General features: G+C 67.9%; 25 protein-coding genes. 13 read left to right on the top strand and 12 right to left on the bottom strand.

Translation table 11 applies throughout. The features are described from left to right. Positions 1-179: 179 nt before the first annotated feature. Complete coding sequence (locus tag OIE13_RS22255; protein ID WP_326828673.1) at positions 180-467, bottom strand: hypothetical protein; 288 nt, start codon at positions 465-467, stop codon at positions 180-182. 119 nt (positions 468-586) lie between these two features. Here OIE13_RS22255 and OIE13_RS22250 point away from each other — a divergent pair, with 119 nt between their 5' ends. From OIE13_RS22250 to OIE13_RS22190, 13 genes are all read left to right on the top strand, one after another. Next, positions 587-5206: a hypothetical protein gene (locus tag OIE13_RS22250; protein ID WP_326828672.1), complete on the top strand. Its 4620-nt coding sequence runs from the start codon at positions 587-589 to the stop codon at positions 5204-5206. Positions 5207-5240: 34 nt separating this feature from the next. Further along, on the top strand, positions 5241-5489 hold the full coding sequence (locus OIE13_RS22245) for a hypothetical protein (RefSeq protein WP_326642857.1): 249 nt from the start codon (positions 5241-5243) through the stop codon (positions 5487-5489). A gap of 8 nt (positions 5490-5497) precedes the next feature. Next, positions 5498-5965, top strand: a complete 468-nt coding sequence (locus OIE13_RS22240) for a hypothetical protein (protein WP_326642855.1) — start codon at positions 5498-5500, stop codon at positions 5963-5965. A gap of 110 nt (positions 5966-6075) precedes the next feature. Further along, positions 6076-6546 (top strand): hypothetical protein, encoded by a 471-nt coding sequence (locus tag OIE13_RS22235; RefSeq protein ID WP_326642853.1) that lies wholly within the window; start codon positions 6076-6078, stop codon positions 6544-6546. After that, positions 6547-7248: a hypothetical protein gene (locus tag OIE13_RS22230; RefSeq protein WP_326828671.1), complete on the top strand. Its 702-nt coding sequence runs from the start codon at positions 6547-6549 to the stop codon at positions 7246-7248. Between the two features lie 15 nt (positions 7249-7263). Beyond that, a complete protein-coding gene (locus tag OIE13_RS22225) occupies positions 7264-8343 on the top strand; it encodes a phage distal tail protein (protein ID WP_326646694.1) in 1080 nt (359 codons plus the stop codon). An 85-nt stretch (positions 8344-8428) separates the two neighbouring features. After that, on the top strand, positions 8429-10198 hold the full coding sequence (locus OIE13_RS22220; protein WP_326828670.1) for a hypothetical protein: 1770 nt from the start codon (positions 8429-8431) through the stop codon (positions 10196-10198). Next, positions 10191-10595 (top strand): hypothetical protein, encoded by a 405-nt coding sequence (locus tag OIE13_RS22215; protein WP_326646697.1) that lies wholly within the window; start codon positions 10191-10193, stop codon positions 10593-10595. Before OIE13_RS22220 ends, OIE13_RS22215 begins: the two co-directional genes overlap by 8 nt. Positions 10596-10660: 65 nt before the next feature. After that, on the top strand, positions 10661-10963 hold the full coding sequence (locus tag OIE13_RS22210) for a hypothetical protein (RefSeq protein WP_326642845.1): 303 nt from the start codon (positions 10661-10663) through the stop codon (positions 10961-10963). A 2-nt stretch (positions 10964-10965) separates the two neighbouring features. Then, positions 10966-11712, top strand: coding sequence for an N-acetylmuramoyl-L-alanine amidase (locus OIE13_RS22205; RefSeq protein WP_326828669.1), 747 nt, complete (start codon positions 10966-10968; stop codon positions 11710-11712). 178 nt (positions 11713-11890) lie between these two features. Next, on the top strand, positions 11891-12472 hold the full coding sequence (locus OIE13_RS22200; RefSeq protein WP_326828668.1) for a hypothetical protein: 582 nt from the start codon (positions 11891-11893) through the stop codon (positions 12470-12472). Further along, positions 12469-12831 (top strand): hypothetical protein, encoded by a 363-nt coding sequence (locus tag OIE13_RS22195; protein ID WP_326828667.1) that lies wholly within the window; start codon positions 12469-12471, stop codon positions 12829-12831. The genes OIE13_RS22200 and OIE13_RS22195 overlap by 4 nt, the downstream gene beginning before the upstream one ends. Positions 12832-13033: 202 nt before the next feature. Further along, positions 13034-13645: a hypothetical protein gene (locus OIE13_RS22190; RefSeq protein WP_326828666.1), complete on the top strand. Its 612-nt coding sequence runs from the start codon at positions 13034-13036 to the stop codon at positions 13643-13645. A 112-nt stretch (positions 13646-13757) separates the two neighbouring features. On the opposite strand, the gene OIE13_RS22185 is transcribed toward OIE13_RS22190, so the two are convergent. From OIE13_RS22185 to OIE13_RS22135, 11 genes are all read right to left on the bottom strand, one after another. After that, positions 13758-14348 carry a hypothetical protein gene (locus OIE13_RS22185; protein WP_326828665.1) on the bottom strand — a complete coding sequence of 197 codons (591 nt, stop codon included), beginning with the start codon at positions 14346-14348 and terminating at the stop codon, positions 13758-13760. After that, complete coding sequence (locus OIE13_RS22180; protein ID WP_326646703.1) at positions 14348-14761, bottom strand: hypothetical protein; 414 nt, start codon at positions 14759-14761, stop codon at positions 14348-14350. The genes OIE13_RS22185 and OIE13_RS22180 overlap by 1 nt, the downstream gene beginning before the upstream one ends. A 176-nt stretch (positions 14762-14937) precedes the next feature. Beyond that, positions 14938-15222, bottom strand: coding sequence for a hypothetical protein (locus OIE13_RS22175; RefSeq protein WP_326828664.1), 285 nt, complete (start codon positions 15220-15222; stop codon positions 14938-14940). A 200-nt stretch (positions 15223-15422) separates the two neighbouring features. Next, positions 15423-15764, bottom strand: a complete 342-nt coding sequence (locus OIE13_RS22170) for a DUF5615 family PIN-like protein (protein WP_326828663.1) — start codon at positions 15762-15764, stop codon at positions 15423-15425. A 42-nt stretch (positions 15765-15806) separates the two neighbouring features. Then, positions 15807-16442, bottom strand: a complete 636-nt coding sequence (locus tag OIE13_RS22165) for a DUF433 domain-containing protein (protein ID WP_326828662.1) — start codon at positions 16440-16442, stop codon at positions 15807-15809. Between the two features lie 117 nt (positions 16443-16559). After that, complete coding sequence (locus OIE13_RS22160) at positions 16560-16724, bottom strand: hypothetical protein (protein WP_326828661.1); 165 nt, start codon at positions 16722-16724, stop codon at positions 16560-16562. 101 nt (positions 16725-16825) lie between these two features. Next, on the bottom strand, positions 16826-18031 hold the full coding sequence (locus tag OIE13_RS22155) for a Fic family protein (protein ID WP_326828660.1): 1206 nt from the start codon (positions 18029-18031) through the stop codon (positions 16826-16828). Between the two features lie 424 nt (positions 18032-18455). Continuing rightward, positions 18456-20402, bottom strand: a complete 1947-nt coding sequence (locus OIE13_RS22150) for a hypothetical protein (RefSeq protein WP_326828659.1) — start codon at positions 20400-20402, stop codon at positions 18456-18458. Beyond that, positions 20399-21601, bottom strand: coding sequence for a hypothetical protein (locus OIE13_RS22145; RefSeq protein WP_326828658.1), 1203 nt, complete (start codon positions 21599-21601; stop codon positions 20399-20401). Before OIE13_RS22145 ends, OIE13_RS22150 begins: the two co-directional genes overlap by 4 nt. Then, positions 21598-23073 (bottom strand): hypothetical protein, encoded by a 1476-nt coding sequence (locus OIE13_RS22140; RefSeq protein WP_326828657.1) that lies wholly within the window; start codon positions 23071-23073, stop codon positions 21598-21600. Before OIE13_RS22140 ends, OIE13_RS22145 begins: the two co-directional genes overlap by 4 nt. A gap of 173 nt (positions 23074-23246) precedes the next feature. Further along, entirely contained in the window at positions 23247-23483 is a 237-nt protein-coding gene (locus tag OIE13_RS22135) for a hypothetical protein (protein WP_326828656.1), read from the bottom strand. Positions 23484-23596: the final 113 nt, after the last annotated feature.

Raw genomic sequence — 23596 nt, 5'->3', positions numbered from 1 at the left:
CTGCCTCTGAGTGAGACCACTGCCATGGCGAACGGGCGCCCGGCGCACCGGTACCACGTGCCGGCGTCGGCTCGCTGCCAGGCGTGCGACGCCCTGATCAGGGCGCAAGACGAAGCGGATAAGCAGAAGGTGAAGCGGCCGGGTGCGTTGCTGCGGCACGTCGAGAAGAGCTGCGATTGCTAGCTGGTGCGCTCGAAAATTGCCACCCCGCCGTTTTCGGTGACGAAGCGGTAGCCCCGGGACGTGGCGGCGGCGATCAGGTTCTCCAGATAGATGCCGCCGCCGCGGATTTTCCACGTCACCTGCGGTGCGCCGTTGAACGTCCGGTTCAGGCGGCTTTGTAGATCGGCGGGCCCAAGCCCAGCGGCTTTCTTCGCTCGCGTCGTGATCACCACGAATAGCCGCCACGCGAGGAAACCACCGATACCCACTGCCATGAGTACGGCAAGGGACTGATTCAAGGCCACTGCGGGCTCCTAAGTCTGCTGGCAGGACCCCCCGATCCGTTCGCGATGATGCCACGCCCCTGGTGTGGTTTGCGGCCGAAACGACTCGATTTGTGACCAGCGGAGCGGGGTGAGTCGTTGTGGCGGATCGTTCCGTTTCGGTTCGGCTGAGGCTGAATATCGCCGCGTTTGAGGCGGGAGCGAAGGCCGCCGGACGGGACCTGTCGGGCCTGAACAGGAAGCTGGCGGAGACGTCGGGTTTCGCGACGGGCATGCGTAAGAAGCTCGAAGACGCGGTCAAGAAGCTCCCGAAGATCGAGATTGACGCCAACAGTAAGCCAGCCGAAATCAAGGTTGCGGCGCTTCGGGCGAAGTTGGAGGCACTCTCACAGAAGGAGATCGGTGTCGACATCGACGCCGGCGCCGCGCTGATCGAAATGGCCGCTCTCCAGCAGGAACTGCGGGCGTTGGAGGATGGCGCGTCCTTCGATGTGCGCGCTGACATCGGTAATGCTTTGACGGACCTGGAGTCCGTCGCCCGGGAGATGCAGCGGATCGACGACCGGACGGTCACGATCGACATCGAGGCGGACCGGACGTTCGCTGAGCGTCTACGCAGCCAGGTTGAACAGGCAGCCCGATCCCTGCCGAAGATTCCCATCGATGCTGACTCCACACCTGCGCAGCGCCAGGTTGCCGAGCTGCGTTCCCGCCTGGAATCGCTCGCGGCCCAGCGCATCGGCATAGACGTGGATGCTGGCGCCGCCATGGCGGAAATTTCCGCCATTCAGCGGGAACTGTCGCGACTGGACAGGTCCGCGACGATCGACATTCGCGCGGACGCCGGCGCCGCGCTGTCGGAGCTGTCTGCGATCGACGCAGAGGTCTCACGCCTCAGCGGCAAGAGCGCCAATATCAGCGTGGACGCTAACGTCGGTGGCGCACTGGCGGGCATCGCCCTGGTAGGGGCGGCTCTGGCTGCCCTGCCTGCGGTAACGACGATCGCGGTTGGTGTGACCGCCCTCGGTAGCGCGTTCGCTGCCGCAGGCCTGGGAGCGGCCGGATTCGCAGCGGTCGCCGTCCCCTCCCTTGGCCGGATCAACGAGGCTCTGACGGCACAGGAGAGCGCCGCGAAGGCCGCTGGCGGGGCGACAGGCGGGGCTGGTCAGTCTGCGGCGCAGGCAGCGCAGCAGGCCCTCCAACTGGAGGCAGCGGAGAAGCGGCTCGCGGATGCCCAGAAGGACGAGCGCCAGGCCCAGGAGGACCTCACTAGGGCGCGTGAGGCCGGGCGCAGGGCCCTCGAAGATCTCAACTTCTCTTTGGAGAGGTCGATCCTCAGCCAGAAGGACGCGGCCCTCGCGGTGCGCGAGGCCGAGGCCCGGCTCGCCGAGCTCCAGGCCGATCCGGACGCGTCCGCCCTTGACATCGAGCGGGCCATGCTCGGCGTGGAGCAGGCGCACCAGCGGTCACGCGAGCAGGAGGTCAAGACCCAGCGGGCCCGCAAGGACACGGCCGTAGCAAACGCCGCTGGGGTCAAGGGCACCAAGGAGTACCAGCGATCTCAGGAGGACCTGAAGGCCGCACAGGACAAGGTGGCCGACGCTGAACGGCAGCTCAAGCTGCTGCATCTGCAGCAGCAGGCAGCCATGGCGTCTGCCGGTGGCGGCGGTGGCGCGGGTGGCCTCACTGACGCGTTTGCCAAGCTCAGCAAGCAGGAGAAGGCGCTCGCGAAGGACATCAAGGCGTTCAAGGACGAGTACGTCGACTGGCAGCAGTCGCTGCAGCCTGACGTCTTCCCGGTGATCAGGTCTGGTATGGACCTGCTCAGCACGGGCATGAAGACCGGCACCCCGCTGATTAAGGCGTCGGCGAAGGCGTTCGACGAGCTCATCAAGAAGACCAACGAAGGCCTGAAGAGCGAGCAGTGGACGTCCTTCTTTGATGACCTGACTGAGCAGGCTCCTCGCGCCATCGAGGGGCTCGGCACCGCTGCTGGGAACGTGGCGGGCGGGCTGGCTGGGATCATCCAGGCTTTCCTCCCGTACACCGATCAGCTCATGACGTGGCTTGAGAACATGACTCAGGGCTTCGAAGACTGGGGGCAGAACCTCAAGGGCAGCCCTGAGTTCGAGGCGTTCATGTCCTATGTGCAGACGAACGGGCCGAAGGTCGGTGAGGTCCTCGGCAATATCGCCACCTTTGCTGGGAAGATCCTCGAAGCCGGAGCCGGGCCTGGAGCGGGCGCCCTGGACTTCCTCGTCACCCTGTCGGAGAAGCTCGCCGAGATGAGCCCGGAGCAGGTCGAGGCCATCGCCAAGGGCGTTGCGGCGATCTTCGCAGCGGCCAAGCTGGGTGCCACCATCAAGATTGGCGCCTTCGTCTTGCTGGCCGAGGTGCTCAGCAAGATGAGCCCCGGCCAGATCCAGGCGGCGGCAATCGCCATTGCCGCCGTGGTGGTCGCCGTCAAGGGCTACCAGGCGGTGTCCGCTGCCGCGGGGTTCTGGCAGAGCCTCAGCGGCGGCATTGACAAGGCCGGCGCCGCCGCAGATCGAAACAAGGGCAAACTCGCTGGCCTTGGCCAGGCTGCTGGTGCTGCTGGCGGTGTGCTCGCAGTGACCAGCGCGCTTGGTTTGTTGGACAGCAATCTCAATGGGCTGGACACGAAGCTCGGCGGAATGTCGAAGGAGATGTCCGAGTTCGCGACGACCGGGCAGCTCAGCGGCAAGCTGGCTGAGCAGTGGGGCGACTCGCTCGACACGGTCGTCAAGGACGTCGACTCGTGGGATGAGGCCCTTGGCCGTGCTGGTGACAGCAGCGAGTCGTTCCGGGAGGCAGTCAGCCGTCTCGCCAACCCCGGGCCGTTGGAGGGATTCAAGACCAGCTACCTGGGTTTGATGAACGTGGTGACGCTCGGCACGACGGAGTTTGACAAGAGTGCCGAGAAGATCGGATTCATGGATCAGGAGCTCGCCAACCTGGTCTCCAGTGGGCGGGCTGGCGAGGCCGAGCAGGCGTTCACGCGGCTTGCGAAGGAAGCCGCGGCGATGGGCGTCCCAGTTGAAAAGCTGAAGGAGGTTTTCCCTCAGTACACCCAGGCTGTCGGTGCAGCCGGGACGGCGTCGGCTACCGCTGCCGGTGGGATCGACGAGGCCAAGCAGCGCCTCGATGGGTTCCAGTCCTCCATGGACACCTTCAGCGCCCGCACGGACTACATGCAGGCGATCCGGAATGTGGAGACCGCCTACAAGGACGCCGCTGCGGCGGTTGAGGCATCATCCGGCAAGCTTGAGATCAACTCCCGGATGACCGATAAGCAACGCGACGCTGTGATACTGGCGCGCGAAGCGTTCGGCGGCTACCTGGAAAAGGTCGCGACCGGCGCGGACGCCCAGGAGAAATTGTCCGGCCGCACAGGTGATGCGACGATCGCGGTCGCGGAGCAACTGCCGAAGCTGTTCGAGCTGGCCGGCTCCTCGAAGGAAGCCCGGGACCGGGTGTATGAGCTGGCCGAGAAGTTTGGCATCTCCCGGGAGATGGCGGACAAAGCGACTACCGGCTCGAAGAACTTCAAGGATGAGCTGGCCAAGCTCAAGGACAAGCAAGTCAAGATCGAACTGGATACCAAGGCTGCGCTGGACAAGGCGTACGCCTTCGCGAAGCAACTCCTCGGCATCAAGCTGGAACTTCCCATCGGCATTAGGGCGCCGGCAGCGCCGAGGGCGTACGGCGGTATCTACAACACTGACGGCCGCCAGTACATGGCCTCAGGCGGCATTCGGTCTCTGGGGTCGAATCCCGCAGCGATGATCGCCAGTTCCCCGTACATGATTTCCGGCCGGTCTGGGCCTGACGTCGTGTTCGGCGAGGCCGGCATGGAGGCATATATTCCGCTGTCCTCTGGGAAGCGTGACCGTGGCCTGCAGATCCTGCAGGAGGCTGCGGGCATCATGGGGATGGCGGTGGTGCCCGAACACGTCGCCGTCAACACCGCGGGCGGGTCCACGACCGGCGGAGGTGGTATCCCGATGCCGGCTGGTGGGGCCATGGTCACCGTGACCGGTATTGGTGCGCTTCGCTCCTCCCTGGACACCACGACCATGGACCTGACCGCTGGTCTCGGCGGGGCCACGTCCACCCTGGACGCGACTCTCGGAGACGCCGGCACCCTCACCCAGTCGCTGGCCGGTGTGGGGGAGATCGCCGGGCATCTCGCTGGTGAGGTGACCGGGTGGGGTGAGGTCATCGCCGTGCAGGTGCCTCCGCTGACGGATGCGGTGACCTTGCTGGGTGAGGCGATCTCCGCCGCGGCGTCCGCCGCCGACGCCAAGGGCAACGCGGGGTCCAAGGGCGACGAGCGCAGCCCCCGCGGTGGGAGCTCATCCAAGGGGTCGACCGGATCCAAGGGCGATGAGCGCTCGCCCCGCGGCGGGACGGCGCTGTCTGCGGTCAGGAGCACGCAAGCGTTGAAGCAGCCGCCGCCGACTGAGATCAAGGGGGCAGCCAGGGGTACGGCCGGGGTGGCGATGTTGGGCGGCAGCGTCAACTGGTCGCGCGTGTCCAAGCCAGTTCAGTCGTCCCCGTCGTGGTCGTCCAGCGGGTCCAGTGCGGCGCCCAGTGGTCAGGCCGGGCAGGGCGGTTCGTCTGGCGGGTCGTCGGGCGGTGGCCCGCTGGTCGCGCTCAACGGCATGACGGTCCGCTCCGAAGCCGACATTGATCAGTTCGCGGCCCAGGTCGCGATGCGTATTTCAGGGCGCGGCTAACCGCCCCTTCACGAGCAGGAGGGGCGGTTTCGCCATGCCTTGGGATCCCGATGTCGATGGCCCGTTCGGGGCGTGGCTACGCGGCGGTGCTCCGCTCGGCGAGGGCCGCACCGCGGACGTGGTTGTGGGTGATCGCACGTGGGTGACCCGCGACCAGGTGGTGGAGGGCCGAACCGAGGACGGCACCCGCTGGCAGCGGCGTCGTGACCAGCTCGGCAACGACGTCATCCGTGAAACCGCCCGCGGGCGTGAACGCCAGCACGTCAACATCAACTTGCCTTAGGAGACGCTGTGGCGCTCACGCGTGATGCCGTGTTCGTGGACCCTCAGGTCCAGCTGCACAACGGCAACCTCACCCTCGACCTGGGAGACACCACCCCGGGAGTGTTCGTGGGGGCTTTGTGGACGGGGTCGGTGACCCCGAACTTTTCCCAGACCTCCCCGGCCTATGGGGCGGCTCCATGGGACGCCGGGGAGTCCTCTGGGCCTGGCTACTCGGCGGGCGGCCAGGCCATCGAGGTGGTGTCGTTCGCCGAGCTGGTGAGCACGCCCGGCAAGTCGGGGTGGCTGATCAACCCGCTGGAGTGGACGGAAACCACCCTCACCGCTGAAGGGCTGCTGATCTACCGGGCCAGCGACGATCTGGCTCTGCTACTGCGTTACTTCGGCCAGCAGTACACCACCGCCGACGGAGTATTTTCAATCACTCCACATACGGATGGGATTTGGCGTCGAGCCCACCTGGGGCAGGTCGCCTAGTGACATACGGAAGGCCCGGAGGGATGTCCTCCGGGCCTTTGCATGCACCCCTCTTTTCGTCTTTTCGACCCCGCCAGCGTGCGGGGTTTTCGCATGTAAGGGGGCCGATTGTGGCCAAGGCTGGATACAGCGTCGTTACCGGCGCCGCCGTTTCTCTCGTCGCGAGTACCGCTAAGAGCGTGCTCGGCATCAAGTCAGGGGAGGCGTTCGGCCTCGACCTGAAGAAGGTGTGGTGGGGGTTCACCGGTGTGGATGCCACGGACGCCTCCGTCGTCTGCGAGCTGTGCTACTGCACGTGGGCCACCAACGCGCCCGGCACCAACTCCACCTCCGTGACCCCAGCTCAGGTGTACGGGCGAACCATTGCGCACGGCGTCACGGCCGCCCGGAACTGGACGACCGAGCCGACCGTCCTGACCGTCATCGGGGAGATCCCACTGTCGCCGAACGGCGGCACCCTCCTGTACGACATCCCGCTCGGCGACACCCCTGACTGCGCCCCCGACCACGGGTTCGTGCTGCGCTTCACCGCCGTTGACACGGTCAGTGTGAGGGCGACCATGTTTTTCGAGCGGGCATAGGTGCCTGCCGCATTGCGGGCGGTGGCGACGGGCACCCTCAATGCCACCGGCTCAGGCAACATCACCAAACCGGCGGGCACGGCGGCAGACGACATCCTGATCGCGTTCCACAGCACGGACGAGGGCACGCTGGCCAATATGGGCACCCCTACCGGGGGCGCCACCTGGCAGTCACTGGCTACCCGCGGCAGCGGCGGCAGCTTCGACCTACGAAGCAAAGTGTGGTGGAAAGTCGCAGGCGGCTCCGAGCCGGCGAACTACACCTTCACGCAAAACTCGGCCGGTCGAGGATGTGTGGCGATCGCGGCCATTGTCGGAGCGGACATCACGACGCCGGTGGTTGCGCAGACCGGCAACGACGCCTTCTCCGCGACCGCCCCCACCCCGGGCATTACCCCGGCAGGATCCAGCGACCTGGAGCTGCGGTGGGCTGCCGCCTACCCCGACTTTGAGGCCGGCACCTGGACGCCGCCGCCGGGGTACAGCGAGGAAAGCGACCAGCAGGCCGGTGGAAACACCATGGCGTCCCTGGCGGTCAAGGCTCTCACCTCGAACGTGGCGACGGGCACAGTCAACTTCACCGCCAGTTTGACGGTCGGTTACCGGCACGGGATCACCGTCGCCGTCGCCTCCCTCCCGGCCCCTGCAGGGCGCCGCCCTGTGCTGTCCACCGCTGCTGTCCACCGCGCCGCGTCCTGGTAAGAGAGGCGGTGGCCGGTGGCTCGCCTAGGCCGCACCAGACCAAACCGCCCGATCGTCGTCAAGGGCCGCTACACGCTGCAGGTCAACCTGCATCTGCTCGCGTTCGAGACCGCAGACGAGTTCCCGCCGCTGCAGGTGGTCACCCCGAACGCGAACTTGTACCTGGCAGCGTTCGAGACCTCAGACGAGTTCCCGCCGCTGACCTTGGCCTATGGGCAGAACTTCACCCTGGCGGCGTTCGAAACCGAAGATGAGTTCCCGACTCTCGTAGCCGCTGTGCCACCTTTGCCCGGCGACCAGATCACCCAGCCGGGACAGGTCGAGTGGGCTCTCACCACCCTGTGGGGAGCTGGCACAGACATCGGGGTGCTGGTGCCGGTCGACGGGTGGCGGAGTCTGCCGGGCGTCGACAACCTCAACGTGTCCAGACCCGCCCAGCACGGGGCGTGGGACGGGCGGAAACTCGCCCAGCAGCGCCTGGTCACGATCCGCCTGCAACCCAACTCGGCCACGGATCCGACGCTGATCGATGACCTGCTGACGCAGATCGACGCCGTCACCGGCCTACCCGAGGACGAAACACCGCTGCCGCTGGTCATCCGCGGGCACGGGGATCCGCAGCTTGCGTACGGCCAGGTCATTGACCGCGCCGTGTCCATGGACGGCGACTACAACGCAGGTCTGCCGACGGTGTCGGTGCTGATCGCGTGCGCGGACCCGCGCCGCTACGCCCTGGCACGCACGGGTGTGGATGTCCCGGTCGGGGTCGTCACAGCCTTGGCCAACGCGGGCAACATCTCAACCCACCCAGTCATCAGGCTGGACGGGCCGGCAACGAACCCGACCTTGGCGAACTCCGCGACGGGCCGCACCCTGGCGTTCTCGCTGACCCTCGCCGACGGGGAACGGCTGCTGATCGAGACGGCGGACGGTAACGCGACCGTGGGCGGCGTCAGCGTCATGTCCACCCTGACCGGCGCCTCAGCCCCAGTGAGCGATTTCGTGCTGGCGCGAGGCAGCAACCCGATCACCTACACCACCGGCTCTGGCGGCGGCCGAGGGGCCGTCTTCCTGTACCGGGACGCCTGGATCTGACCTGCGACGACCCGATTGGGGGTGAGTCGTGGCGATCAGTGTGCGCTCTCAGTCGATCGGCTCCGCAACCGCGCCCACCATCAGCGTGACGAAACCGTCCGGGGTTGTCGAGGGCGATGTGTTGATCGCCGTCTACTTCGGCGACTCGGGCCTGTCCGGGGTGTCCGCGAGCGGGTGGACAACGATGGCCAGCCGCAACCCTGACGATGAGCTTGCGACTCGGGTGTGGCGGCGCACCGCAACCGGCGGCGAGTCCTCGAATTTCAGCTTCTCCCAGCCGGTCAACGCTGACGGCATCGTCCACATCATCTGTGTCCGGGACGCCTCCACCACCATCCCCCCCAAGGTCGCTACCGTGATCACGTTCGCCGGCGAAGTGGTGACCCCGCCGGTCACCGCAGCTTCGGCCACGCACCTGGAGATCCGTGCGGGAGCCATCACCGGCGGCATCACCGGCACCGTCACCTGGACGCCGCCGCCGGGGTACGCGCTGCGCGGCAGCCGGCAAAGCGGTGACCTGCTCACGTCTGCGGCGGCGTCCAAGCAGATCGCCTCCAGCACGTCGACCGGCGCGAAGTCCTTCACGCTCTCCCTTCCGGCGGGGGAGCGGTACGGGGTCGGCGTCTCAATCAGCCTCGCAGAGGGCGACGCGGGGCCTGCCCCGGAGCCGCCTCCGCCGTTCACACCGGGCCGCGGATCCGCTCTGTACCGGTATGTGCTGCGCAGGTGGGACGGCACCTACCTGGACGACCTGGATCTGCGAGGCGTCAGCCTCGACAAGCGCATCCTCCAGCCGGGCACGTTCAGCGCGACGATCCCGATCCCGTCCCGCAAAGTCGCCGCCCGGGTCGCCCGGGTCATCCCCCGCGATGAGGAAGGCGTGGGCGGCATCACGGACCTGTCCATCGGCCCCGGCGTCATCACGTGTGAGGTCTACCGGGGCGGGGTCTGCTGGGGCGAGTACTGGATCACCGCCACGCAGCTGTCCCGGTCCCGCCGCGGCACTCCGGCGATCCAATTGCGCGGATCCACGATGGATGCCTACCTGCTGCATGTTGAGCTTCAGGAGGCGCTGGAGTTCGTCTCCGAGGACCAGATCGATATCGCCCGCAGCCTGCTGCAGCACATGCAGGGGCAGCCGCACGCCAGCCTCAACCTCGCCCTCCAGAGCGGCAGCTCGGGCGTGCCCCAGGACCGCACCTACGCCGCGAACGAGGCCACCTACGGGCAACGGCTGACCGAGCTCGCACAGGTCGAGTCCGGCTTCGAATGGGCCATCAACATCGTCGCCGGACCCGCCGGGTTGGAGCGGCACTGGGTGTGGGGCTACCCCACGCTCGGATCGGATGCGGTCGCCCATGTGTTCGTTGACAGCCCGAACGGCGGCGACATCCTTGAGCTGGGTGAGCAGGTCGACGCGCTGCGTGGCGCCACCTCGTGGCGTGCCCGCGGAAGCAGCATCTCAACTGACGCCTCGACCAGCAGTGTGCCGCTCATGTCCGACCCCCATGTGGCGGAGGCGCATCTCGCGGCGGGCTGGCCGCGCATCGACCGCACCCTCACCTACTCGTCGGTCATCGAGCAGCAGACTTTGGAGGACTACGCGGCGTACTGGGCGGCGACCGCGCCGGGCGCTTTGCGCGTGGACTCCATCACCGTCGCCTTGGGCGCTGAGCCGACGTTCACCCCCAACAGCCTGGGCGATCAGGCTCGGATCTTTCTGAACAACGAATGGCACCTTCCCCACAGCCGGGTGCGGCGCATCATCGGCATCGGCGTTACCCCGACCTCCCGCGAGTCCGGCAAGGAAGAAGCCGACTTGATTTTCGAAGGAATCGAGGTGACCGGTGGATAAGTTTCCCGGCGACCTGTCCGCTGAGATTCGCCAGCTGCGCGCCGAGGTGGACGAGCTCCGCGCTCTGCTTCGCCAGCAGTCGCCGCTCACGTCGGCGTCTGCGGGTTGGAAGATCGGCAACATGGCATCGCCGCCCACCCCCGCCGGTGGCGGGCACCTGTTCGCGTCCGGCGGCGACCCGTATTGGAAGGACAGTGGCGGCGTAGTACACGAGCTGATCACCCCGCCGTTCCCGCAGGGCATCGCGGTTGCGAACCCGCCGAACTTCACCTCGGGGAGCGCGTCCGGCAGCGACGCCGTAGTGATCAACGCGCTTCGTGCCGACGCCGCCGGCACGAAGGTCGCGCTCGACCTGCTGCTGTCGTCTCTGCGTGCAGCACCCCTCATCGCCACCTAAGACGTGCCGTCCGGCGGATCCGGCCATTTATCGCCATCTGACCCCTTTGGAAACGGAGCCCCTGTGTGACCGACATTCTTGCCATCTGCGTGGCCTTAGCCGTCCTGGCCGGTGGTGGCGCCGTCGTCTTCAAGTTCCTCGCCCTCATCAAGAAAGGCCACGACGCCTTGGACGACTGGAAGGGCGAACCGGCCCGCCCCGGGGTTCCGGCCCGTCCTGGGGTGATGGCCCGGCTGGAGGCCATAGAGGCGCAGCTCCTGCCAAACGGTGGCCATAGCGCCCGTGACGCGGTGGACCGTGTCGAGCGGTCCGTGCAGCGCGTGGAGAACACGCTCGCCGTCACTCTCGACCAGCGCAGAGAGGATTGACCATGGACATCATCCCCCGCAAGAAGTGGGGTGCTCGTCCGCCCCGCAGCCGCTACACCGTCACCTGGGGGCAGCGGACCGAGTTCTTCGTCCACCACACCGCCGGGGCGAAAAGCCAGCTGGTCAGGGCCATCCAGGACTTCCACATGGATACCAACGGGTGGAACGACATCGGCTATAACTTCCTCGTTGACGAGGACGGCACGGTCTACGAGGGCCGCGGCTGGACCGTCGTGGGCGCGCACTGCCCCGGCCACAACCAGACCGGGATCTCGGTGGCGTTCATCGGCACCAACAACCCGACCCCGGCGGCGAAGAAGTCGATCCGGCGGCTGTATGAGGAGTCCTGCCGGCGTGCCGAGCGGAAGCTCCTGCAGCTGTGCCACGGGGACCGGTACGCGACTTCCTGCCCGGGGTCGGTGCTCCGGGCGTGGGTCAAGGCCGGGATGCCGGTCGACGAGCTTGCGGAGAAGCCCATCAAGGTCGTCGTCCGAGACGGTGTCGCCCTGTGGCCCGGCCGGCTGCTGGAGCTCCGCGACCCGATGATGCGGGGCGCCGACGTCGAGGCGTGGCAGGCCCGGTTGGCGAAGCGCGGCTGGACGATCGACGTCGACGGCTGGTACGGCCCGCAGTCGCGGGGCGTATGCCGGGCCTGGCAGCGCGCTGTCGGCCTGCCGGACACCGGCAGGGTGGACGAGGCCACCTGGGAGTCGGCCTGGTCGTGGACACCGCCCGAGAAGTCGGCGTGATCGAGGCGGCCCTGTTGCAGTTGCTGCTGAGACGTGCCGACCCGCACCGCCCGGAGCTCCTCGTCGAACGCTCCCCGGACCCGCCGCCGCGGCGGGATCCCCTCACGCCCCGGACCTGTTGGCCGGGGCTTTTTGCTGCCCGCGTCCGGGCGGCCGTTGCTCGTTGGAGGTCGCCCCCATGCCCTTGACCGACCGTGCTCAGGCGAGGGCCGCCGCCCTCCAAGCCGCTGCGGTGCTGCATGGCCCGCTGACCCTGCTGCCGGGAGTGGACCGGCAGGTCAGCGAGCGGGCCGTGCAGGAGAGCATCCGCCGACTCGCGGATGGTCTCGCCGCGTACGTGTTCGGCACCACCCGAATCCATCTCACCCATGGCCTGGTCGTCGACGAGGCCTCCGGCATCCCCGCCGAAACCTCTGAAGGAGAGAACATGCAGCTCAACACTGGTCAGCAGGTCACGTACACGGCGGACACCGAGGACGCCGCCGGGTACGACACCGTCGAGAACATCGAGTGGAGCATCGCCCCCGAGAGCGCCGCCACCCTCTCGGTGTCGGAGGACACCCGCTCGTGCACGGTCGTCTCCGGCGCCCCGGGGTCGGCGGTGCTGACCGCCCGCATCACGTCGCTGGGCCTGGAGGTCACCGAGGCGATCGACGTGGTGCCTGCGGGGACCGCCACGATCAAGCTGGTGGCGGGCGACGTCGAGGACGAGACCTCGGCGCCCGGCGAGGGCGACGCGTCCGAGGGTGAGCAGGCGTGACCAGGGATGACCTGACGGGTGAGCCCGCCCTGTGGGCTTCCCTCGCCGCCTCCGGTGTGCAGCTCGTTGCCGCGTTCTTCCTGCCGTGGTCGGACGCACAGGTCGCGGTGATCAACGCGGTGGTGCTCGCCGCCGCGGGCATCTGGGTGGCGTTCGCCACGAAGAGCCTCGACAACGGCGGGTCGATCAAGGGCGCCATCCTCGGCTTCGCTCAGGCTGCTATCTCGCTGGCGGTGACGTTCGGGTGGGATGCCACCCCGGAGCAGACGGCGCCGCTGATGACGTTCATCGGTCTCGCGGTGGCGCTGTTTATCCGGCAGACGTCGAAGCCTCGCAACGCCTACGATCTGGCGGCCTGACCAGGGCGGGAACTGCCAATCTGGCAGCAGATGGCAGCAGATGGCAGCAGATGGTAGTTGGGGAGCCCCCGTCGTCCTTCGGGGCGGCGGGGGCGTATCTCTTTTTCATCTCATGCCCTGGTTTGTTCCTCGTGGATCGTTCCCTCCTGCCACGGTGGTTGGGCCGCGCCACGGCTTTCCCTTCCTTCCCTGGAGTTCTCTCATGCGTCTCCGTACGCCTCTCGCTATCGCGGCCACCGCGATCCTCGCGGTCGGCCTGTCCAGCGTCACCACCGCCTCAGCGGCGCAGACGTCGGCCGCTGACCTCATCTACGCGTGCAAGGCCAAGAGCACCGGCTACGTGCGGCTCGTCAACGCCACCACCAAGTGCAAGCCCACCGAGGTCAAGGTGTGGTGGACCAAGCAGGCCACCCAGGGGCAGAGCACGGTGGCCGGCCCCGGCCCGCAGGGGGAGACCGGCCCGCGAGGTCCTCAGGGCCCGCAGGGTGAGCGGGGCCTGACCGGCCCGCAGGGTCCCGCCGGTAGGCCCGGCGCTCCGGGCGAGACCGGTAAGCCCGGCGCCCCCGGTAAGGATGGCCTCGACGGCGTCGATGGCAAGGACGGGCAGGACGCCTCGGAGCTCAAGTACATCACCCTCGACCTCGCAGCCCTCGGCATTCCCGGCGGAAAGCAGTACACCTGCACCGACGTCGACCCGAACCCCGCAGTCTTCAAGACGGGCAACTGCAAGAAGGGCGGCGCCCCGGTGGCCACGCCGAGCCCGACCGCGACTCCCACGCCGACCGCGACGCCGAGCGGAACGCCCGCCCCGTAGATCACACACGAGAGCGCCGCCACTTCCCAGCAGGGGAGTGGCGGCCCCGCGCACGCGGGGATGAGCCCCGCCGTTTTCCGAAGCAGCGGGGCTCTCGCGTTGCGGTGGAGAGTTAGGCGGTGATGGTCCACCGGTAGGCGTATCCGGAGGGCTGCCACGGGTACGGGTCGATCATGCGCTCCTGACGCTCCAGTCGTGCCCCCTCGGGCAGCTCGCCCGCCTCGGTGAACCGGGCGATGGCGTCGTCGATGCTGTCGCCGTCCTTCCACTCAACTCCGGCGAGCAGGCAGTCGGTGTCATCCACGATCATCCAGGCGGGGATCCCGTCCTCCTCGCTGCCGTCGCTGGCGAGGATCTCGTAGGTGGTGGTGGCGGTCATGGCGGGCTCCTTGGAGATTCGGTTGATGGGGAACGGTCTGCCGCGCTCTACGAGTTGCTGGGCACGCGAGCGGGACATACCGAGGGCATCGCCGATCGCCGCATAGGACATGCCGCCAGGCGACCACATGGCCGCCGCCGCGCGTGCCCGCTCTGCGGCGATCCGGCCCACCAGTGCCTCGTAGAGGACCAAGTCCTTGGTCAGGAGGGTGTAGCGGATGAGAGGGTCGGGCTCCTCCAGGGCGTCGCTGATCGCGGTGTCGAGCAGCGCCTCGACGTCGGCGGGGTCGGCCTCATAGCCCTGGGTGGTGGGGTCGGTCGACATCAGAGACCTCCGGCGTCGAGGCCGTACGCCTCGCAGACGTCGGCGGGGAGCAGCATGATCGCTGCCATGACCGCGTCGTAGCCGTTGCCGTCGGCGTCGTCCAGCAGGGCGGACCAATCGATGTCGTGCCGGTCGCAGATGTCCTCGATGTAGGCGCATGGCATCGGCGCCTGGGTGTCGTCCTGGACGTCGGTCCATGCCTCGATGCGGTGGCTGCCGGTGTACGCCTGGTCCTGGCCGGCGTCGCGTAGCGCCCGGTCGCACACGATCGGAGGGCCGTCCCAGCCGTTGGCTTCCATGCTGGCCGTGAGGGCGGCGACGCGGGACGCGTCGAACGCTTCGTGGAGGGGGTTGATGCCGCCGCGCCACTCGATGTCGAGTGCGAGGGGGTTGGTCACCGTCGACGTCTGCATAGCTATCACTATGCACTATGTGAGGCGGCTTGCATAGGGGCGGGTATGCAAAAGGTTGGAGCCCCAGGACCGGCACCCCGTAGGATCTCCCCGCAACCCCGGGGACTGGAGCACACCTGAACGCCCCGCCGTCCTTCGACATGGAGGGCAGCGGGGCGTTCTTCGTGCGCCCGGCTCTACCGGGTGCCGTTGCCCTTACACGGCCGGCAGGACACCCACACCTCGACGACGACAGTGCCGCCGCCCGCGGTCTTCTGCTCCCGCTGCTCGTTGTACCCGCCCGCCCCTGCGCAGTTGGAGCAGGTGTCCCCCTTCGCCGCCGTCACAGGTTCGGGAGGGGGGGCTGCCGGGGATAGGTTCTCAACCGCGGCGTCTCGCTGCTCGACGGTGAGGAAGGGCAGCGTGACTTTGCTGCCTCGCGGCGTGATGTAGGTGACTGTCTCTAAGCCATCGGGGGTCATACGTCCACGGTAGGCAGATCGGTGCGGGCGTGTCAGGACATCGCCCGGGTTAGGGCCCCGGCTCCCCGTCGCCTGAGCCGGGACCAACGATCACAAGACGTCCCACACGCCTCACGGGTTGCAGGTCATAACAGGACAGTATGGGACAGCAGAAAGCCCCCGCCCTGGGGCGGGAGCTGATGCGTGTGTCTGCGCAGAGATCACTGCCAGTCGCTGTCTGGCACCACACCGTCCTTGGACACCTTGATAGTGACGTGCTCACGCCCCCGCAGCAGTTCCACCACCTCGTCGAGGTGCGTCTCCAATACGTCGGCAGCTTGCGGCTCGACACAGCGAAGCTTCACGTGCTGGCCGATAGAGTTCCGCCGTCGCCGCTGCGTGAACTCCCTATCGAAGGTGACGAGAACAGCACGATGGTCATCGGCGTAGCCGGTCAGAACATCATCCTTATCGCCTGCGAGGTGGGCATTATCCGCCGTCCACCAGGTGTGCCCCTGTCGGCGAAGCATCCGGCCGACACTGATTGGGACGTCATTGTCCAAGAAAAAACGCAACAAAAACCGCCGGGGGGTTGAAGGCGGGCGTTAAGAAGCTACGGCGTACTGTCGTACTGCTTCGATGTCGGCGGTCGTCAGCGACGGATACTCCTCAAGGATCCCGGCGACGTCATATCCAGCATCGAGGAATGCCTGAACGGTCGATACGCGGACGCGGGTGCCTGCAATGACCGGGTTGCTGGCGTGCACTCCGCGAACCTTGACGATCTTCCCGACACAGTCTGAGTCTCGCTCAGTCGCCTTGCCGATGCGGGCGCGTAGCGGTTCGAGGTTGAGCACTCGGTGCATCACGATCTGATACGGCTGGAGGTCGCCCTCCCACGTGCCGTCAGGGTGCTGGAAATAGATCTCATCGCCCACGACCGCGAACGGCAACTCGCGTAGCGGGGCGGCGTACCCTCGGGCCCGTAACTTCTTGACGATCTTCTGGATGCGCTGGAGTGTCATCTCCTTGTCCGTGCGCAGCTGTGCCGCAACGAGGAGTTCGATCAGATCGCCGAATTTGTACAAGCGGACCGTGTTGCGGGCGCTGACCCGGCTGCGGATGGACGGCACTACCAGGCCGACCTTCTCCCAATACCGCAGTCTCGCTATCGAGATCCCGGCTAGCTTGGCAGCCCGCTTGTCCGGTATGGCGAGTAGCTGTGCGTTGGCGTCAGCCATGTCTGCTCCTCGTCGCCGCTCTTAACTCGATCGTAACCGTGGACCTTAGCGGTCTCCTAGGAGCACTGAGGAGTAATTTCACGGTTATGAGACGTTGTTGACTTCTTTCGGGTTTACCTACATCTGGGGCGCCAGGTGTCCTGTTGTGGCCAATGTTGAGGGGTTCAAGATGGCTGCCGCATCCTCCCGCGTCCCACCCGCAGCGAGGGCGAGCCGGGCCAGGGCGGCGTCACGGTCGAGGCGGGGCAGCGCGCTGATCGCGGCGCTCAGCTCGGTGTCCATGCCGCCATGCTGGCCCCGGCCGCTGATCGTTCGCAGGCAGACACAGCAACGCCCCCACCCCGAAGGGCAGGGGCGACGGGGGTGCGGGTCACTCCGGCCGGTTACGCGACGTCAGATTGATGATTGGGATCTTCGGGTTCTGCTCGCAGCGCCAGGAACGCCTGCATCAGTTCAACGTTCGGCCGCACCCCTCGACGATCCAGTTTCACAAGCCCCATGCTGTGAAGTGCGTTGAGGTCCCGGCTGACCAACTTGGGCGTATGCCCTGCGTAGGCCCGAGCGATGTCAGGCGATACATCCTGCACTTTCGCGCGGGCAGTGATCCGGTCCGTGGGCAGATCAAGCAGCAGTTTGCGCTGCCGGATGCACGCCGGCGTGTTCTTGTCATGGAACATCTCATAGACGTAGTTCACCCACATCACACCGAGCTGATGGCTACGAATTGTCGTGATCTGCTCTCGCAGTTCATCGACAAAGCCCTGCAGGGCGTACTTGATGAACTTCTCGATCGGATGGTTTCGCTCCCGGCTGGTAGCTGCCAGCACCCGGTAATACTCCCCGCGAGTCCGGTTGTAGAAGTCGGACATGACGTGAGCGGCCAGCGTGGGCACACCAGCTTTCACGAGCATCTGGAACTCCATCAGCCGCGCGGTCCGGCCGTTGCCGTTGCCGTACGGGTGGATCCAGGCAAGGTACAGGTGGGCCATGATGGCCGAGAGGATGGCGACGGGCTGCCGGTACTGCTCATGCTTCCATGCATCGACACTGAGTTGCTGTAGCCAGTCACACAGGCGGTCGAGCAGATAGACGCAGTCCTCGCGGGGAGCGCCGCGGTAGGAGTTGCCGACCATCACGTTGTTGAGACTGATCTCACCGGGAACGACATTCTCCTCGGCGGGGAGATCACGCAACACCATCCGGTTGAACTCGGCGATCCGATCGGGTGTGAGGTTGAGTGATCGTCCGTGGGCGACGTCGTTAACGATCAGGTTGTAGGCGTCGACGACGTTCTTGACCTCTTGCTCAAGGTAGGCCTGTGACGACGGCAGGCCCAGCTTGTCATCGACGACCTTTCGGACCTCTTCCTCGGAGAGCGTGTTGCCTTCGATTTGCGTGGTTCCGTGAGCGCCTCTGGCGAGATAGATCGAGTTGAGCTCCCTAGCCACTTCAGGCTGGAGGGGGACGCCTGCGATGTGTTCGCACTTAGAGATGGCTTCTCCGAGCAACATCCAGGTCTCGTGGTCGAGGGTCTCAATGTCCAGGCGGAATTTGAGCCAAGGGTGTGACTCCTCGTAGGAGCGCTTCATGGCCCGATCATAGTCCCCTGTTTTCCCAAGTCAAAGTATCTTTGTAGTGAACTGTTGGTTCCTTCTCTGGTCCCCTCGATAGTCCCCAGCTCGGTCCCTGAATTACGCCTCTTCGGGGCGCGGCATCGGCTGGCATAAGGGCTACAGGGTGCCCGGGATCGCGAACATCACGGTGGCCGCGCAGCCGTAGCCGCACAGGCGCAGCACGGCGGGGCGGGGTGAGCGGGTCGCGGCGCCACGGATCGCACGGGTGCCATCGGCACGGGCCGCGAACGGCGCTTTCAGGCGTGCCGGGCGTCGTGCGGCCGTACCCGTGTGATCCGTGGGACACGTGATCCGCGCAGTTCAGGGGGCAGGTCGATCCGTGGGAGGACGTGTGATCGACACGTGTCGATCCGTGGGCGTGCACGGGTCTCGCCACGGATCATGACGGGCTCCGGTCGGCCTGACCGGGCCAGGCGTACACCTCGGCCGGCACCGCTTGGCCGGTCTCGATCCGGGTGCGGGCGGCGGCCAGGTGCTCGCGCCGGTAGCCGCGGCCACGCGTCCCGTCGGGCTCTTCCCACGCGTCGACGGGGCTGACGCCGAGGGCGCCCAACAGCATCCCCAAGCGCCGGGCGGTCAGCCCGGCCCCGGCCCCGGGCGGGAGCTGCTCCAAGATGAGCCGCGTGTGCAGCCGGGCCGGTCCGCCGAGCGCCTCGAAGATTCCCTCCACGGCCGACAGGATCGGCGGCACCGTGGGGCCGAGCCGGGACACCAAGCCCGCGAACGCCGCGGCGTCGTCGACCGGCCCGTCTGGCACCCCGCCGCCTCCGGAGCGAGCCGGGGCGGGGACGTCAGCGGCCGCCGAGGCGGCGCGGGCGCCGACCAGGTGGCCGCACCGCTCCCACTCCCACCGCTGGGCGTAAGCGTCACCGGCCGCGGCCGCCGACAGCTCATCCAACCCGGGGCGTAGGTCGGCCAGGGCGGCGGCGAACAGGGGGATCTGGTTGTACTCGATGCGGTAGCCCTTGGACGGCATCGGCCGCGACAGCAGCCCGGCCTTCACGTACATGCAGCCCGGGTGCTGCATGCGCGCCAGGCTGCGGGCGATGGTGTGGTCATCGGGAAAGACGGCTTGCCCGTCGGAGACCCGGGCGACGCCGAGGCCGATCACGTTGCCGATCTGGCTCTTCGTGTCGCCGTCGCCGAACATGGTGACCGTGCCTCTCTGGCCGATCATCGCGAGCTTGATCTCCTCGCTGCGTCCCTTCCGCACGAGATCCTTGATCTTCTTCAGGGTGGCCCGGGACGCGACGACGTCCGCGATCTCGTCGATGACGATCAGGATGCGGGGGCAGGTCGCCGAGGCGGTGACCTTCTCGCCGCCGATCCGGGCTTCCGCGCGGGCCGCCCGGATGGCTTCGGCCGCGTTGAGCATCAGGTCCCACTCGGCTGGGGTGGTGGCCACCCAGTCGATCACGGGCCGGTCCGCGTGCCCGGCCAGCCACGCCTGGAGCCAGGGGGAGGCCATCCGGCCGCCCTTGGGGTCGATCACCCAGATGAGGGTGTCCACCATCCGGCCGGCTTCCTTGATGACCACGTTGGTCAGGTTGCTCTTGCCCGCGTCGGTGATGCCGACGATCATCAGGTGCTTGTCCAGGTTCAGCAGTGTCTCTTCGGCGTCCTCGTGACGGCCGACGCCGAACGGCTGGTCGCCGGTGCGTGGGGTGACGTCGTCGGGGATGGGGATCGTTTCGGCCAGGATGTCGATCGCGGAGACGTGCACGATCACCTGGTGGGCGAGCTCGCCCTCCTCCACGCTGACCGCGCCGCGGCGAAGGTTGCCGTGGGCGATCTCCACCGAGCCGCAGGCCCGGTCCATGGCGGCCAGGCCGACCTTGCCGTCCTCGGGCAGGTCCATGTAGATCCTCAGCCCGGCGCGGGTCTCCTGGCGGCCGGTCTCGGCCAGCCCTTTGACACCGGCGCGGGCCCACAGCCGCACCCACTCGCTGCTGTGTCTTCGCAGCTCGGCCTCTTCCCGCTCGGCCTCGGTGCGCGCGGCGAGCCGGGCGCGGTAGACGCGCATCGCCGGGTAGATCGGGCCCAGCGAGCACGTCGCGATCGCCCAGGAGGTCATCGCCGTCGCCGTCCAGGGCGAGTCGATCACGGTGTAGGCCAGCCATGCCCCGGCCGCGGCGATGACCGCCACGGCGTAGGCCATGGCGGCCACGCTGGCCTCGCGCACGGCGAGCGCGACCACGACCCCGGCCGCCGCGGCGACCGTCACCCACGCCAACTGCATGAGCGCGGCGCCGGTGATCGACACGATGCCGGCCAGAGCGTAGAGGGCACCCGCCATGAGCAGCGGGCGCGTCCAGTCGTCGTTCACTGCTGGGAGTGGTCCATCTTCTGCTCGTTCGGACGCGGGTTGTCCAGGCGTTCCAGGTCGGCCTCGTGCGCCTGCTTGAAGATCGGGCCGGCGTCGGCGGCGACGTCGACCAGGGCGCTGACCATGCTCCGCAGCTCGCCCAGGTGATCGACCACGACGGGGTGCACCGGCTCCTCGTCGCTGAAGCGGGCACTGACGCTGGCGAGCGACTCGTCGAGCGCGGTGAAGACCTCATGCAGGTCGGCGACGAAGTCGGTCATGTCGGCAGCGGTTTGCGGGACGAACGCCCCGATGTAGTCACGCAGCGCCTCGGAGGCGGCGATGATGTTCCCCGACGACATGGTGGTACTCCTTGACGAGCTGCTGGTGGTGGATGCGGCGGCGGTGGGCCGGGGGATCGCGGGCCCCGGCCGAGGGACAGGCGCCGCAGGCGCAGGCGCGGTTGAGGGCTTCTTCTGCTTGGGTTTCTTCGGCCTCGGCGCGGTAGCGGCGGGCGCCGGGGCGGGCTGCTCCGGCGGCTCCAGCGCGCGGACCAGTTCGGTGCTCCCCCGCAGGATCAGGGCGAGCGGGGTGAGGGTGACGGCGGCGGCGCCGCGGCCCCACCAGGCCCACCCGTACGGGCTCACCTGCGGTGCTTTGCCCTTGGGGCGGCGCCGTGGCGGCCGGGGGTCAGGGACGCGCGGCCGGGCGGGCACCGGCGGCCGCGCCGCACGGGCCGGGCGCCCGGCCGCTCGGAAGTTCCTCCACACCGCGGACGCCGGGCTCCGACCGGTCTGCCCGCCCTGGGGCGTCCGGCCGGAGCGGGGACGGGCGGGCGACATCGAAGGCCTCGACAGGCGGGGCCGTCCGGCGCTGCGCGGTGACGGCGCCGACCAGGTCCAGCCCGGCGGCCGACCTGCGGGCAGAGCCGGACGGGCGCCCTGACGCCACCGGACCACCGCGCCGACCGCGACCAGGCCGCCCACGGCCAGACCTGCGGTCGGCCACGGGCCGAGCAGAGACCAGGAGGCGGTGCCGCCGGTGATGACCAGGATCAGCCCGACCGGGGCCAGGGCGCGGCCGGGCGAGGCCTCGCCCGGCTCGGCGGCCGGGCGCGCGGCCCCCTCAGAGACCACGGGGGCAGCGGGGGCAGGGCGGTCGACCGGCTGGGCGGGGACACTGACCCGCCCGGCCGGCTCGTCGTTGATCGAGTGCGTCACGCCGTCGCCTTCTTCGCGTCCTGGGCGAGCAGCGCCCGGCGGCGTCGGCCGTCCATCGCCTCCAGCCACTCGGTGCGCTTCGCCCGGCCCCAGCTGCTGACGCAGCCGCCCACCCGGGCGAGCTCGGCGCCGGACGGGAGACGGCCCGCGGTGGTTTCCTGCTCCCAGTAGCGCCGCATCGCCTGGGTGGCGCCGGGGGTGGCGGTCTCGGTGGCGTCGCTGGTGGCGCTCTCATCGTCGGACAGGTCGTCGCGGAGCCGGGCGATCACCTCGTTCGCCTCCGCCTCCGCTATCTCGTCCGCCACCTGCTCGGCAGTGGCGCCTGAGGTGGCGTCGTCGGTGGCGCCGAAGGTAGCGGCCAAGGGGCTCTCGGCGCCCAGCTGGAAGGGAATCGGCGGGACGAGCGTCATCGCGGGCGCCACCCGGGCCGCTACCTGCTGCGCCACCTCAGGCGCCACCAGAGGCCCGGTGGCGGTCGCGTCCGGCGCCAGGTGGCGGCCGGTGATGAGCGCAGCCATCGAGGTCACCGCCGCGGACACTTCCCGGTCGTGGCCACGCTCAGAGAGGATCGCCTCGGTCAGCCGGCGAGTCTCCTCGGCCAGCACCACCGCCTCGCTGTGGCGAGCGGCGCCGGTCACCGCCGGGTGGTCGAGGTGCGCCCACGCCGCGACCGGGGGCAGCTTCATGAGGCTCGGCGCACTGTAGGCGGTGGTGACCCCGTCGAGGAGCGACCGCTGTAGTGCCTCGTCGCGGGCGAGCACGGTGTGTTGCATGGCGGCGTCGAGGGCGCCCTCCAGGCGGGCCATGGCGCGGCGCATCTTCCAGCCGGTCTTGCCTGCCTGCTCCAACGCGCGGGCCTTCTTCGCGGCCAGCGCGACCTTGGTGAGGCGGCGCTGAGCGTCGACCTCCTCCGCGGTACGGTCCTGTGCCTCCGCCAGGCCGAGGCGCACCAGGACCCGTTCGGGGGTGATGCGCCAGTGGATGCGTCGACGCCCAGTGGCGCGGTGCCGCTCGATCGCCATCCCGCGCTCCCACAACCACGCGGCCACGAGAGGAGCGGCGAGGCGGAAGATGGCCTCGGGGATGCTGCGGGCGTCCATGCACGACAGGACCGCCGACAGGCACGTGAGGACCCACACGGCCAGGCCGTCGATGCCCGCCGAGAAGTTCTCCCGCATGTTGCGGCGGGCACGGACGGCGCTGGTGAACATGGCGACTTCGATGAAGGCGAAGAGCAGCAGCCGTAGCGGGCCGTCGAAGCCGAGGATGTCGCCGGCGAACCGCCACATTCCCTGAGCGGAGACGCCGGTCGCGATGGCGGCGGCGACCCAGGTGAGGAGGTCCTCTCCCGGGGTCTTGCTGGTCTTTGCCTTACGGATGAGTGCCTTGGCGCCCTTGCGGAGCTCCCAGAGGGCGAAAAGCGTGGCGATGACGCCGAGGCCGATCACGAGAGCGGCCACCACGTCGGGCACCCATGAGGGGATCGGCGGAAATACGGGTAAAAGATCAGCGGGGCTACCGCTGACCAGCAACGCAGCACTATCGTGGCGCATTGGGTCCTCTCAGACTTGCCCTTAGCAGTGGGGTCTGGTGGATCAAGTCGTCCCGGGTCGACGTTGGTGCGTCGGCTCGGGGCGCGTTGGGGTTATTCAGATGTGTCGTGCTCGCGGCCTTGTTTCTTCTTGAGCCGCTTCGAGATGGATTGCTGTTTCACTCTGGCTAGCTTGGCGATGTCTTCCTGTTTCCAGTCCCGTCGGCCCGCTTCGTCGATCAGTTTGCCTCGCAGGATGCGAGCCGCTTCTCCGTCTTCGACGCGATCGGCGGCTGCCTGGAGTTGATCGGCGAGCATCTGGTCGCTGACTCCCTCCAGATCGTCCTTCACTGCCCTTGTTTATCAGCCCACGAAGATCAATACAACCTGGTTGTAAAATCTGGTAGCGGCAGGCGTCTTACCGGATACACGAAGGCGCCCCGCTCCGATGTGGAGCGAGGCGC

This window comes from Streptosporangium sp. NBC_01810 (assembly GCF_035917355.1).
Classification (GTDB): domain Bacteria; phylum Actinomycetota; class Actinomycetes; order Streptosporangiales; family Streptosporangiaceae; genus Streptosporangium.
The sequence above is the reverse complement of the archived record's forward strand: the minus strand, read 5'-3'. Positions and strand labels throughout refer to the sequence as shown.

Coding starts and splice junctions, on each gene's coding strand:
- OIE13_RS22245 (WP_326642857.1), top strand. CDS start 5,241: ATGCCTTGGGATCCCGATGTCGATGGCCCGTTCGGGGCGTGGCTACGC.
- OIE13_RS22205 (WP_326828669.1), top strand. CDS start 10,966: ATGGACATCATCCCCCGCAAGAAGTGGGGTGCTCGTCCGCCCCGCAGC.
- OIE13_RS22200 (WP_326828668.1), top strand. CDS start 11,891: ATGCCCTTGACCGACCGTGCTCAGGCGAGGGCCGCCGCCCTCCAAGCC.
- OIE13_RS22190 (WP_326828666.1), top strand. CDS start 13,034: ATGCGTCTCCGTACGCCTCTCGCTATCGCGGCCACCGCGATCCTCGCG.
- OIE13_RS22185 (WP_326828665.1), bottom strand. CDS start 14,348: ATGTCGACCGACCCCACCACCCAGGGCTATGAGGCCGACCCCGCCGAC.
- OIE13_RS22180 (WP_326646703.1), bottom strand. CDS start 14,761: ATGCAGACGTCGACGGTGACCAACCCCCTCGCACTCGACATCGAGTGG.
- OIE13_RS22175 (WP_326828664.1), bottom strand. CDS start 15,222: ATGACCCCCGATGGCTTAGAGACAGTCACCTACATCACGCCGCGAGGC.
- OIE13_RS22165 (WP_326828662.1), bottom strand. CDS start 16,442: ATGGCTGACGCCAACGCACAGCTACTCGCCATACCGGACAAGCGGGCT.
- OIE13_RS22160 (WP_326828661.1), bottom strand. CDS start 16,724: ATGGACACCGAGCTGAGCGCCGCGATCAGCGCGCTGCCCCGCCTCGAC.
- OIE13_RS22155 (WP_326828660.1), bottom strand. CDS start 18,031: ATGAAGCGCTCCTACGAGGAGTCACACCCTTGGCTCAAATTCCGCCTG.